12 protein-coding genes are annotated in these 12668 nt (G+C 37.3%); 5 read left to right on the forward strand and 7 right to left on the reverse strand.

What is annotated here, in order from left to right:
- Nucleotides 1-67: 67 nt before the first annotated feature.
- Both AQF98_RS17885 and AQF98_RS17890 read left to right on the forward strand, forming a co-directional pair.
- Nucleotides 68-1471, forward strand: coding sequence for an MBL fold metallo-hydrolase RNA specificity domain-containing protein (locus AQF98_RS17885; RefSeq protein WP_055133558.1), 1404 nt, complete (start codon nucleotides 68-70; stop codon nucleotides 1469-1471).
- A 440-nt stretch (nucleotides 1472-1911) separates the two neighbouring features.
- Nucleotides 1912-3063, forward strand: a complete 1152-nt coding sequence (locus AQF98_RS17890) for a pYEATS domain-containing protein (RefSeq protein ID WP_055133332.1) — start codon at nucleotides 1912-1914, stop codon at nucleotides 3061-3063.
- Nucleotides 3064-3162: 99 nt separating this feature from the next.
- Here AQF98_RS17890 and AQF98_RS17895 read toward each other — a convergent pair whose 3' ends face one another.
- Nucleotides 3163-4749: a M20/M25/M40 family metallo-hydrolase gene (locus AQF98_RS17895; RefSeq protein ID WP_082435154.1), complete on the reverse strand. Its 1587-nt coding sequence runs from the start codon at nucleotides 4747-4749 to the stop codon at nucleotides 3163-3165.
- Nucleotides 4750-4843: 94 nt separating this feature from the next.
- Here AQF98_RS17895 and AQF98_RS17900 point away from each other — a divergent pair, with 94 nt between their 5' ends.
- Nucleotides 4844-6205, forward strand: a complete 1362-nt coding sequence (locus AQF98_RS17900) for a M20/M25/M40 family metallo-hydrolase (protein ID WP_055133334.1) — start codon at nucleotides 4844-4846, stop codon at nucleotides 6203-6205.
- Nucleotides 6206-6274: 69 nt separating this feature from the next.
- Here AQF98_RS17900 and AQF98_RS17905 read toward each other — a convergent pair whose 3' ends face one another.
- The 3 genes from AQF98_RS17905 to AQF98_RS22190 are packed head-to-tail and all read right to left on the reverse strand — an operon-like array spanning nucleotide 6275 to nucleotide 8164.
- Nucleotides 6275-7075 carry an ABC transporter permease gene (locus tag AQF98_RS17905; RefSeq protein ID WP_055133335.1) on the reverse strand — a complete coding sequence of 267 codons (801 nt, stop codon included), beginning with the start codon at nucleotides 7073-7075 and terminating at the stop codon, nucleotides 6275-6277.
- Nucleotide 7076: 1 nt separating this feature from the next.
- On the reverse strand, nucleotides 7077-7985 hold the full coding sequence (locus AQF98_RS17910) for an ABC transporter ATP-binding protein (protein ID WP_055133336.1): 909 nt from the start codon (nucleotides 7983-7985) through the stop codon (nucleotides 7077-7079).
- A 2-nt stretch (nucleotides 7986-7987) separates the two neighbouring features.
- Nucleotides 7988-8164, reverse strand: a complete 177-nt coding sequence (locus AQF98_RS22190) for a hypothetical protein (RefSeq protein ID WP_161805889.1) — start codon at nucleotides 8162-8164, stop codon at nucleotides 7988-7990.
- A 253-nt stretch (nucleotides 8165-8417) separates the two neighbouring features.
- Here AQF98_RS22190 and AQF98_RS17915 point away from each other — a divergent pair, with 253 nt between their 5' ends.
- Nucleotides 8418-9449, forward strand: coding sequence for a sensor histidine kinase (locus tag AQF98_RS17915; RefSeq protein WP_055133559.1), 1032 nt, complete (start codon nucleotides 8418-8420; stop codon nucleotides 9447-9449).
- Entirely contained in the window at nucleotides 9446-10198 is a 753-nt protein-coding gene (locus AQF98_RS17920; RefSeq protein WP_055133337.1) for a LytTR family DNA-binding domain-containing protein, read from the forward strand. Before AQF98_RS17915 ends, AQF98_RS17920 begins: the two co-directional genes overlap by 4 nt.
- A gap of 15 nt (nucleotides 10199-10213) precedes the next feature.
- On the opposite strand, the gene AQF98_RS17925 is transcribed toward AQF98_RS17920, so the two are convergent.
- From AQF98_RS17925 to AQF98_RS17935, 3 genes are read right to left on the reverse strand one after another with little or no spacing between them, the layout of a single operon-like run.
- On the reverse strand, nucleotides 10214-11092 hold the full coding sequence (locus AQF98_RS17925; protein WP_055133338.1) for a TraB/GumN family protein: 879 nt from the start codon (nucleotides 11090-11092) through the stop codon (nucleotides 10214-10216).
- Complete coding sequence (locus AQF98_RS17930) at nucleotides 11089-11835, reverse strand: 1-acyl-sn-glycerol-3-phosphate acyltransferase (protein WP_055133339.1); 747 nt, start codon at nucleotides 11833-11835, stop codon at nucleotides 11089-11091. The genes AQF98_RS17925 and AQF98_RS17930 overlap by 4 nt, the downstream gene beginning before the upstream one ends.
- Before the next feature lie 6 nt (nucleotides 11836-11841).
- Nucleotides 11842-12396 (reverse strand): NUDIX hydrolase, encoded by a 555-nt coding sequence (locus AQF98_RS17935; protein ID WP_055133340.1) that lies wholly within the window; start codon nucleotides 12394-12396, stop codon nucleotides 11842-11844.
- Between the last annotated feature and the right edge of the window lie 272 nt (nucleotides 12397-12668).

A 12668-nucleotide genomic window follows, 5' to 3' on the forward strand; every position in this document is an offset into this window, starting at 1 on the left:
ATATATTAGTTTGCGAAATATTTCGAGATATTTTTTTACTATATTGAAAAATAAATTTAAAAAACATATGAAAATAGCCTTCCACGGCGCTGCTCGCAATGTTACAGGTAGCAAACATTTGATTACCCTGCAAAATGGCAAAAAGATATTACTCGATTGTGGCCTATTTCAGGGAATGGGACAGGAAACTGATGAGTTGAATGAAAATTTTGGCTTTAATGCAGCAGAAGTTGATGTTTTGGTATTGTCGCACGCACACATAGACCATAGTGGTTTAATCCCTCGTTTAATTGCACAAGGTTTTAAGGGTGTAATTTATGGAACACCAGCCACCAAAGAACTCAGTAAAATATTATTACTCGATTCTGCTAAAATACAAGCCGGCGATTTGAAATATAAAAACAAGAAGTTGCAACAAAGAGGTCAACCTTTAGAAAAAGCCCTTTATGAAGAAGAAGATGTGTTAAGAGCAATGGAATATTTTGTTGCAGTAGATTATCACAATGAAACGAGGTTAATGGATGGTGTAACCTTACAGTTTATTGATGCCGGACATATTATTGGGAGTGCCTCTGTGCATTTAACAATTGTAGAAAATGGCCAGACCACACATTTAAGTTTTAGCGGAGATGTTGGCCAATATGGCGATCTGTTACTTAGGTCTCCACAAACATTTCCTCAAGCAGATTATATTTTATTAGAATCTACTTATGGTGATCGCTTGCATCAAGATGCACAACCAACAGAACAGGCATTTTTAGATGTAATTTTAAAAACCTGCGTGCAGAAAAAGGGAAAGATAATTATTCCGGCTTTTAGCGTGGGGCGTACTCAAGAACTTTTGTATATTTTAAATAACCTCGATTTAGAAGGGAAATTACCTGCCATTAAAGTGTATGTAGATAGTCCCTTGTCGGCTAAGGCAACCCAGATTATCGAAAACCATGCAGAAGGATACAATGAGGAAGTATTAGATATTTTAAAGATCGATGATAATCCATTTGATTTTAAAGGCCTGCATTACATTGAAGATTCCGAAGAATCTAAGGCTTTAAATGCCAACCCAGAACCTTGCATCATTATTTCTGCATCGGGCATGGCCGAGGCCGGACGCGTAAAACACCACATTAAAAACAACATTAGCGATAGCAAAAATACCATTTTAATGGTGGGCTATTGCGAACCTAGATCTTTAGGTGGGCAACTAAAAAATGGGGCCAAAGAAGTGAGCATTTATGGAGAACGTTTTCAGGTAGTTGCAGAAGTGCAAAGTATCCAGTCTATGAGCGCACATGGTGATTATGAAGACCTATTGAAGTTTATATCTGGTCAAGACCCAGCAAAAGTAAAAAAGATATTCTTGGTACATGGCGATTATGATGTACAGCAGGTTTTCAGAGAAAAATTAATAGCCAAAGGTTATCAAAATGTAGAAATTCCGGATAGACACCAAGAGTTTACATTGAGTTAGCAGGATCTAAATGTTAATCAGTTGATATTGCTTTAATTAAACCATACCAAATTATATCTACAAAGCCGCTAATAGCGGCTTTTTGCATTTTTCATGTAATGGTTCGCCATTACTTTTGCTTTATCAAAAGGAAAACCCTCTGCGGTTACTTTTATAATGAATAATCGTGAAATCCTTTCATTATTAGAAGCCGATCAACTGTAAAACTCCCATTTCACTACCGTAAAAATACCCTGAGAACTAAGGTAATTGCCACCTCAGTTTCATTTGCTTCTCGATATAGCTTTGAGTAATCTAAATCACTGTGGCTACCGGTTACTTTAAAATATGATGTTGATAATGGGAACTTCCTTGGCCTGTTTACCTTAACAGCAAATCTGAGTAAATAAAGACTAGTGCTAATTAAATTCTATTTAAATAACTCTCAAACGCTTATTGTCATGAAAAGATTTTTCAACTGGTTTAACACGATCTTAACCAGAAACAAAAAAACTCTCGATCCAACAGATCAGATAGATCCAGTAAATCAGACAAGGTCTGTGAGGTCGGCTATAAAAAATTCTATATCCTTCGCTACAGCGATCACATTGCTATTGTTATTAGCGATGTATCTGTCCTTTAAAGAAAATAAGGTCTTTGTTATATTTTCTATCCTTACGGTTATTGCAGCATTTTTTATTGCTGGCTGTGTTTTAGGGTTCATTTTTGGCATTCCTAAAAAGTATCAGAACAAGCAGGCTGTAGTGCAATTAGACAAATATGGAAAACCTTTGCAGCCAACAGACCCTAATTATACCGATAATAGTAGCTTGGAAGAAATTTCTGATTGGATTACCAAAATTATTATTGGATTAAGTATGGTGCAATTTCACGCCATTTTAAAAATGATAGCGGATGCGGCGGACAATATAAATACCAGTTTGAAAGGGGCAATATGTGCCGATCAGTCTTGCCATTTAAATTTCTATGTATTTAGTTATGCACTCATTATTTTCTATCCGATAGTGGGGGCTATTATTGGTTATTTATGGACAAGGATAGAGTTTCCATATATATTGGATCAAAAAGATAGAGACCTAAGAGAAGCAAACAGAGAACGAGATAGGGCTGAAAACAAACTGAATAGGGCCAGGGAGTTGAATAAGTTAAAGGAAGAAGATCTGCAGGCATTAGTACAAACATTTACACCAGCAACTGATTCAATGAAAGGCAAAAGAGAAGAGTTTAAACAGTCTCAACAACTCCCAGACGACCCTCAAAAAGGCAAATGGGGAGGAAAAGCGGAAGCCAGAGACCGAAAAGTTACTGCCATAATAAGAGAAAGTAGCTTCGATCCGAATTGGTTCAATATCAATCTATCAGTAACTTCTACAGATCCAAATCAGCCATTGGTAGGAGAAGTTGTATTTAACCTGCATCCCTCTTTTATGAACGAGGTACAAAAAGTAAAGGTTTTAGATGGTGTTGCCCAATACAATATTATTGGGTGGGGAGCTTTTACCGTTGGGGTAGAATGTGATGAAGGCAAAACAAAACTCGAATTGGATTTGGCTGAATTGACAGATGCGCCGGAACTGTTCAGGAAACGATAAGCTCAACTATTACTTTATTTTGGCTACAAGCAAGACTAATGATACGTACTTAACTCAACAAAAAAGCCACCTCTAGGGTGGCCTTTTTGTTAAAATTGCTTACTGACGCGGAGGTGCTGGTTTAGGCATCTCTTTACGTGGTAATTTATCTGCTCTTTCTGAAGTATGGTAAACAAAAGAAGCAACAATAGTTGCAGATTTTTTCAAATCATCTTCTACCAAACGGTCAAATGTATCCATGTTAGAGTGGTGGGTACGGGTATTGTAATCCATCGGATCTTGGATAAACTGGAAGCCAGGTAAACCAACACCATCAAAAGATTGGTGATCGGTACCACCTGTATTGCCAACAGTAATGGTTTTAGCACCTAGGTCTGCAAAAGGATTGATCCAAGTTTGGAAGATATCCTTAACAGCGGTATTGCCTTGCAAATATACACCACGAATGGTTCCTGTTCCATTATCTAAGTTGTAATACGCACTTAATTTTTCGTGTTCAGCTTTTGGTTTCATATCAGCTGGATCTGCAAAATGTTCTTTCACATAACCTCTTGAACCAAATAGACCTTGCTCTTCAGAACTCCATAAAGCAATACGGATAGTACGTTTCGGTTTAAAATCAATCGCTTTTAAAATACGCATGGCTTCGATCATTACTGTAGAACCAGCCGCATTATCTGTAGCCCCAGTTCCTGAGTGCCACGAATCGTAGTGGCCACCAAGCATTACAATTTCGCTTTTCAAGTTAGGATCAGTTCCAGGAATTTCAGCAATTACGTTATATCCTTTTGGATCTTTGTCGTAAAATGAAGTTTTAACTTCAGCTTCAATTTCTACTTTCTCGCCACCACGTAATAAACGTAAAATGTGTAAATAATCTTCACTGCTTACCTCTAACTCTGGGTTAACTGGTTTAGCATCTAATTTATAAGAAGCACCATTGCTGGTAAAGAAAGTACCATAGCTACCTCTAGCATATGTTAACTTCAATCCAATTTTTTCAGCCAATAACATGCTGTCAATCGCCGCTCTAACAGATACCATTCTCATCATCATGGCTCTTTGGTTACCATCGGCACCTGGGCGGTTACCCGCATTGCCTGGTCTACCTGCACCCGGAACAGCTGGTTGGGCTGCTGCCATTTCTGCTAATTTTTCTTCAGTGTATCTAACTACATCTGCTACGTACGAGTTTTTTAAAGGTTGGATAGTTGCAGATTCAATCATTACAATTTTACCAGTCAATTTACCTTTGTATTTCGCCAAATCGGTAATGGTATCTGCTTTAATCAATACTACCTCAGATTTAATAGGGCCGTTTGTGCCAGGTGTCCATGCTTTTGGAGAAGCAATAATCGGACGATAGAAAGGCTTTGTAGTAGCTGCATAATATTTGTCAACTTGCCATCCTCTACCAAAATCGCCCCAAGCCTCTAAATGAACATTTTTAAGGCCCATTTCCTTAAAATATTTAACAGCCCAATCTTGTGCTCTTTTTAAGCCAGGAGAGTTAGATAAACGTGGCCCAGCAACATCTGTAATGTGGTAGGCAATATCCATGGCTTTAGATTTTTCTAAGCCCTCTGTTCTGATCTTTTGTACAATAGCCGTATTTAAAGGCTCTTGTGCAAATGCAGAAAAGCACAAGCCTAAAGCCAGTGCACTAAAAGTAATTTTTTTCATCATATCTTATTTAGTTTAAGTAACGTTGTTGTGGGTGAATTTACAGGTAATGCTAAATATTTGTACCTTTCTATTCATATTTTTACACATCCTTTTTATGGTCAGATTAAAACATTTTGGCATCCTTTTATTATTGTTAGCTTTTTCAGGTAAAAGGTTATATGCCCAACGAACAGAAATTAGAGATGCCAACATCAGTGCAATGGTAAACGAGGTTGGAGCTGCTAATCTAGAACAAATCATCAAAAAACTGGTTTCATTTCAAACCAGACACACCTTAAGCGACACCGTAAGTAAAACAACAGGTATTGGAGCTGCAAGAACGTGGATCAAAAGTGAGTTTGAAAAGTATGGAGCGGCCAGCGGAGGCAGGTTACAGGTATCGTATGATTCCTTTGTACAAGCTGCAGATGGCAGACGAATTACCGCACCAGTAGTGCTTAAAAATGTAATGGCTATTTTACCCGGTACAGACCCTAATGATAAAAGAATGCTCATGGTTTCTGGACATTACGATTCGAGGGTTACCGATGTGATGAACATAAAAGATTTTGCCCCAGGGGCAAATGACGATGCTTCTGGTGTAGCTGCCGTAATGGAAATGTGCCGTATCATGAGCAAGCAAAAATTTAGCGCTACTTTGGTTTTTGTGGCCATGGTAGGCGAAGAACAAGGCTTATACGGCGCAACAAATTTGGCCAAAAGGGCAAAGGAAGAAGGTTGGAATGTACATCTATTAATGAACAATGATATTGTAGGTAATTCTTATGGAATGGAAACCGACCTGAAAGACAATAAAAGTGTGCGTGTGTTTAGCGAAGGTGTTTCTGCTTTAGAAACCCCAGCACAAGCGGCGGCACGTCAGTCTGCAGGTACTGAGAATGACGGTAAAGCCCGTCAGGCAGCAAGATACATTAAAGAAGTAGCGGAGCGTTATGTTGACCAACTGGAAGTAAAATTGATTTATCGTCGCGATCGTTTTCTACGTGGGGGCGATCATACTCCATTTTCGCAACAGGGATTTGCTGCGGTTAGGATTACAGAGATGAATGAAGACTTTAACAGACAACATCAGGATATTAGAACAGAAAATGGGTTTAAATATGGCGATTTGCCTGAATATGTAGATTATAACTACTTGCAAAAGGTAACCAGAATGAATTTGTCTGTAATGGCAAACCTTGCTTTATCTGCCCAAGAGCCAGAAAATGTGGTAGTACTTACTGCAGGTTTAACCAATAAAACCGCATTGAAGTGGGAAGCACCAAAAGGTAAAAAGCCAGCAGGCTATTATGTGTTGATGCGTGAAACAACCAGCCCATTTTGGGAAAGGAAGTTTTTTGTAAAAGAAAACGCTGCTACCTTGGCCTACTCTAAAGACAATTACTATTTTGGCGTGCAGTCTGTAGATGAAGATGGACACGAAAGTTTAGTAATTACACCAAAACCTGGTAGATAATTTTAGCAAATGAAAAAGGCAGTGTTAAACTGCCCTTTTCATACTAAACTAAAAACTAAACTAAAATCTTTATTTGATATTTCTTTTTGATAAGATAAAGTAGCCGATAATAAACATCACTACTGCACAGATCAAGCTTACCCAGATCTCTTGCGAAAACACAGGGAAGTCTTCAATTTTTGCATTTTTACCAGTTCTGGTTACACGTAAGGCCAAGGTTGGATCACTATATGGAATAAGGTAAGCATATTTCCAATTTAAATTTGCAGTAATCATTCCAGCAATTGTAGCTACAAATCCAATGCCCATTGGTTTTAAAAAATCAGACCAAAGCAAGCTCAATACAAATTGGATAGAAAGGATACCTAGCGAGGCCAAGAATAACTTGCTATAAAATTTGGTGAGTAGAACGAGTGGATTATAATCGTTAAAAGTGAATTTTGGAACCAAGGCCTGCAAAAGGTAGCCACTTGTAATGGTTAATACTTCAAATAGAAAAAGACAGATGAACAATAGCATTACCGCATACAGGTATTTGGCAGCGTAGATAGAGAACTTGTTCAAAGGTTGGGTAAAGAGGGTTTTCCAGGTATCGTTTTTATGTTCGATGTTGTTAACCGAAAAGGCCATAAACATGACATAAAAAGGCAAAATCAGCATGCCCATTACACCCAATGTAGCACCACTAAATTGTGCCCAAAGGATAAGGCCTGGGTAGTTCATTTTTAATACTTTGTCGGCGTTACCGTAAAAACCTAAGGCAACTAAGCCACAGATTAAAACTGGTAAAATAATGGCCGCCCAAAAGGCAAGTGTTTTGCGAGATTTGTAGAACTCTGAGTTCAGCGAGATAAATAATGAGCGTACCATATTAGTTTTTTGAGGTAATGTCTAAAAATAAATTTTCAAGGTCTTTTCTTTCTTTATTGATACTGTAAACTACAAGTCCGTTCTGTATCAATAAAGTGTTCAAATTTCCCATGTCTTCTTTCCCTTTAAAGGTTACAGAAATGGTGTTTTCATCTTGTTGAACAAGTTCTGCGCCTGCGGTTCCTAATATATTGGCGGCAGCAGCTTGGTCATTGGTCTCAATTTTAACAACTGGTTTGCTCAGGTCATGTAGTTCGCCAATGGTGCCTTGAAAAAGCAATTCACCTTTATTGATAATACCTACATGGGTAGCTGTTCTTTCTATTTCTGCTAAAAGATGGCTTGATACCAAAATGGTTTTTCCATGTTTGGTAGTCAATTCAATCATTAGGTTTCTGATTTCAATAATTCCATTGGGGTCTAAACCATTGGTAGGTTCATCTAATAATAAAAGTTCGGGGTCGGCAATTAATGCAAGGGCAATACCCAAGCGCTGTTTCATGCCTAAAGAGTATTTGCCCGCTTTTTTATTGGCAGCTTCTGTTAAACCAACCAAGCTCAACATCTCGGCACTTTTACTTTTAGGAATGCCCAAAAGTGTACAACGGTTAATCAGGTTTTCTTTTCCTGTTAAGTGGGTATATATGGCAGGTTGCTCTACTAAAGAGCCCATGCGTTTTAAACTGGCAATGCGATTGGCATTCAATTCTTTGCCAAAAATAAATACTTGGTCTGCTGGCGACTTTAACAAATTCAAAAGGATTTTTATGGTTGTGGTCTTTCCGGCGCCATTTGGCCCCAAGAAACCATAAATGCTTCCTTTTGGTACTTGCAGTGAAAGATCTTTCACTACGGTTTGTGCACCAAAGTGATAGTTTAAGCCTACTGTTTCTATAGCGAAGTTACTCATACTTATTTTAAGATTGCAGTAGTAGCTTTTACAATTGTGTTTGTAGCAGAAGGTGTGCTTTTTAAAGCAACTTCTTCATTTTGGTTATGGTTAGTGCTGGTAGCAAAAGCCAATACCATCATGATAAATACTGGAAATAATAAAAGTAAGAATGGCGATACGTTTGATAACTTTTTCATGGTTCTTCTATTTTAGGTCTTATTGTTCTGGTTTGTTGAAACAAATAGAATGATTAAAAAAAACATGCTAAAATCTTTTAGACCAAGTGTATTTTATTCTAGATAAACGGTTAAAATGGATAGTTTTGTAACTCGTTGTTTAAATTGGCCTTTTGGTAGAAAAAAAATGCCAGTTCGTCGAAAGCGAAAGGTAAAAAATGAATAGATTAATTACTTTGGATAGAATTAAAGGCATTTTTAGATGAATATCAACATGAAGAATAAAGGGGCAATTATTATCCATTCCATATTTTGGGGGATTATCTTATTGCTTGCTGTTGCAGGAATCCTTCTAGGTAATACTAAAACAACTACTAAAGATTATGTTTTTTCTTATGGGTTGTTTAGCGTACTTAATCTTTCCATGTTCTACATTAACTATATCATCCTTATTCCAGAGCTAATCCAGAAAAGGAAAAAATATTGGCTTTATGTATTGTCCTTTATCCTTATCATCCTTATTTGTGTTCTTGTTAAAACCGTAATTTCTGCGCTCTATCCAGAAGATATGCTTAAAACAATAAACAGAAAAAATGAGGTGCATTACATGTCTATCAATGAATATGCAGTGATTAGTACTTTTTTCTCTGGTTTCATTTTAGTGAGTAGCTGTATCATTAAATTTTCTGTTGATTGGTTCTCGAACGAAAGTGTGCAACGCAACTTAGAAAGTGAGAAAAAAGACATGGAGCTGCAGTTTTTGAAATCTCAGCTTAATCCGCATTTTTTGTTCAATTCCTTAAATAACATCTATTCACTAGCTTATCAGAAATCTGATAAAACTGCAGATGCGATTTTAAAACTTTCTGAAATTATGCGCTACATGATCTATGAAAGTAATGATAGCTGGGTAGCTTTAAGCAAAGAAGTAGAATATGTACAAAGTTATATCGAATTACATAAATTGAGGTTTAAAGATGGAGCCGCTGTACAGTTTACTCTAAATGGAGAAATTGATGGGCAACAGATTGTACCATTGATCTTGATATCTTTTGTAGAAAATGCCTTTAAACATGGTGTGGCGAACGATCATGAGGATCCGATAAAAATTAATATTATTGCCAACCAAAAAATATTGCACTTTAGCGTAAGCAATAAAAAGAGTAAAACCAATAAAGATGCCATGGGCGGAGTTGGCTTAAACAATGTTGAACGTCGCTTACAATTACTTTATCCGAATAGGTATAAATTAAATATTGTAAATTCGGCTACCCATTACACCACAGAACTGATGTTAGACTTATGATATTAAAATGTATTGCCGTAGATGATGAGCCACTAGCGCTCGACATTATTGAAGATTACGTTTCTAAAGTGCCTTTTTTGCAATTGGTAAAACGTACTGAAAATGCAATTGAAGCTTTACAGTTGGTACAGGCAGGAGGGATAGATTTGGTATTTCTTGATATCCAAATGCCTGATCTAACCGGAATTCAGTTCTTAAAGATTGCCAGCGGAAAAGCAAATTATATTTTAACTACAGCTTATTCTCAATATGCATTGGAGAGTTATGATTTGAATGTATCAGACTACTTGTTAAAACCAATTGCATTTGATCGTTTTTACAAAGCGGTAGAAAAAGTTCATCATCAGTTACAAAAGGCAGAACCTGCTGTAGTGGCGGTTCCAGAACCAGTAGCAGCTCCTGTAGCTGCCGCCAATCATGTAGCGCCAGTACAAGATTTTATCTTTGTAAAAACCGAACATAAAATTCAAAAAATTCAATTGGACGATATTTTGTATATCGAGGGCTTAAAAGATTACATTTCTATTTTTACCAAAAATGAAAGGGTAATTACCTTGCAGAATATGAAAAAAATGGAAGAGACCTTACCTAAGGGAGAATTTATTCGGGTACATAAATCTTACATTATTGCATTAGACAAGATTGAAAGCATTGAAAGGAGTAGAATTTCTATCGCTGCTAAGATCATCCCAATAGGTGATACCTATAGAGATGAATTCTTTAAACTAATTGACGGAAAAAATATCTAATTACTATTATAGAGTTTAATTTGTAGCAACAGGCTTAACGGTATAACCTATTGCTTGTAGTCCTTTAATGAGGCCATCTTTGCCAATCAGGTGCCCAGCACCAACAGCAATAAACAAAGATTGCTTTTGCATTAAAGTGGGAAGTTGGGCCATCCATTTTTGATTACGGTTTTTGAGCAATTGATCCATTTCTTTCTCAGTATAATCTTCAGTACTGTTGAAAAGCTCAGTTAGTTGCTCCATGTTTTGGGCAATATAATAATCGTACAGTTTCTGACCTTCTGCTTTATTTTTCTCTTCGTTTTGTACACTTTTAAGCAGCAGCTCTTTTTGCCTTTGTAAATTGCTGCCAAACAAAATGGAAGCTTGGTCTTCTACGGTTTCTAAACCTAATACCTTTTTGTTGTTTGTTTTGCCATAATCTTGAAAGTATTGGTCTAATGCAGGATTATCTTTAGTGAAAGTTTTAGGAGCCGTAAATTGCAAAAGTGTTAGCTGGACCGCTGCGGGGTTCATAGAATTGAATAATTTTAGATCGTAACCCGATACCTTCTTTAAATAATTCGCTACCAGTTGATATTCTTCTGGTGTGAGTAATTTATCTAAAAAATTGTTTTTCATTAACATGTGGGGCATGAGTTTGGCCGCCATAGTGTTATCCATTACGAATTCGCCTACCACAGCATCGGCTTGTTTGAGCTTGGCATTGAGCACACGCATGGTGTCAATAAAATCTTTTCCGGCAAAGTGGTAAGTGCCAAATAGGTAAGATGGTTTTTGTAAACCTTTGCCCGAAATTTCCCACAAAAGGGTGTTTTCATTAGCTTTCTTTTGTGCATAGGCACTTAGGCCGATACTTAAAAAACCAATTAAAAGATACTTGATCAATTTCATGAAGCTGTGTTTTGGTTCAATTGAGCTCTGATGGCATTTTCTGCAGCCAAGGTAATTTCTTCGGCATTTTTGTCTGTTTGATCTATTGGGCTTAAAACTGTCCAACGGATCTGCTCGCCAAAGCTTAGTGGGAATTTACCATAACGCACAATTTTCCAAGAATTTCCAATGGCAACCGGTACAATTAAGGCATTGGGTACTACTTTTAAAAGCGTGGCGATACCACCCACCTGAAAGGTTTTTAGCTGGCCATCTTTAGCTCTGGTACCTTCGGCAAAGATCACGGTACTCCAGTTATTTTCTTTCATTCTGCGGCCAAGTTTTATAATTTCAGACACGGCCTGTTTACTGTCTTTGCGATCTATATTGGCACCGCCACCATATTTTAGGTTGTAAGAAATAGAGGGAATGCCTTTGGTTAACTCAATTTTAGAAATAAACTTAGGTTGATGTTTGCGTAGGTTCCAGATGAGACCAGGAATATCATACATGCTTTGGTGGTTGGCCACAAAAATAATGGGCCTATCAGTTGGCAAGTTTTGCTGATTGACAAAGGTTACCGAGTTACCCAAAAACCAATTGCAATAGGTTAAGAAAAAATTTAAAATATCAACCGAAACCTTGTGCGCTTTGTAACCAAAGAATCGATAACAAACCCACTGGATGGGTTGGAAAATGACCAACATTAAGAAAAAGAAAAAGTAAAAGATTGGCGTAAATAGGTAACCTAAAAATTTGCTCATGTTAATTTAAATCTTGCCTTCTTGGATTAATATTTTAGTTTTTAAAATTGCTGCTACACTCATGCTATCGGTAATGGTCCCATCCATTACCATATCGTAAGCTTCATTAAACGGAAGTTTACGGATCACCAATTCTTCGGTTTCCTCTGGTGAGGATTGCCCCATTTGTAAACCTTGTGCAAGGTAAATAATAGCGAGTTCATCGCTTACAGAATTGGAGAGGTGCAATCTTTGGATTTCTGTAAACTTTTGAGCGGTTAAACCACTTTCTTCTGCCAATTCGCGTTGAGCACTTGTAATGGGGTCTGTATCTAATGCACCACCACCTTCAATAATCTCCCAACTGTAGGCTTTGAGGGGGAAACGGTATTGCCCTACTAGCCAAGTGTTCAATGCTTCATCTAAAGGCAAAATACCAATGGCGATATTCTTGTAATGCACTTCACCATAAATTCCTTCTCCACCAGAGGGATTGGTTACCTGATGCTCGGTTAAGGAAATCCAATTGTTATCGTAAATTTTTTTACTGTTTAAGACTTTCCAAGGATTGTGGGTGCTCATGGCCGCAAGATACGGACTTTAGGTTAATTTACCAGTTGTCAGTTTGGTTCATTAGTCATTAGTTCATTGAGGGGATGATGTATGATCAGTTGTGGGTTATGTGTTACAGGTTGTGGGTTTGGGCTTTCTGCCTTATCATAGGTTCATTGTCTTCGAAAGGCTCAGACTGACAAAATATTTAGTTCATTTGTTCATTGGTGCAATAGTTCATTGGGGTATATCTACTTTCCAATTCCGTGAATATACTCACATTTTGTGAATGATCAGTTGAG

It is taken from the genome of Pedobacter sp. Hv1 (genome assembly GCF_001412215.1).
Lineage (GTDB): Bacteria > Bacteroidota > Bacteroidia > Sphingobacteriales > Sphingobacteriaceae > Pedobacter.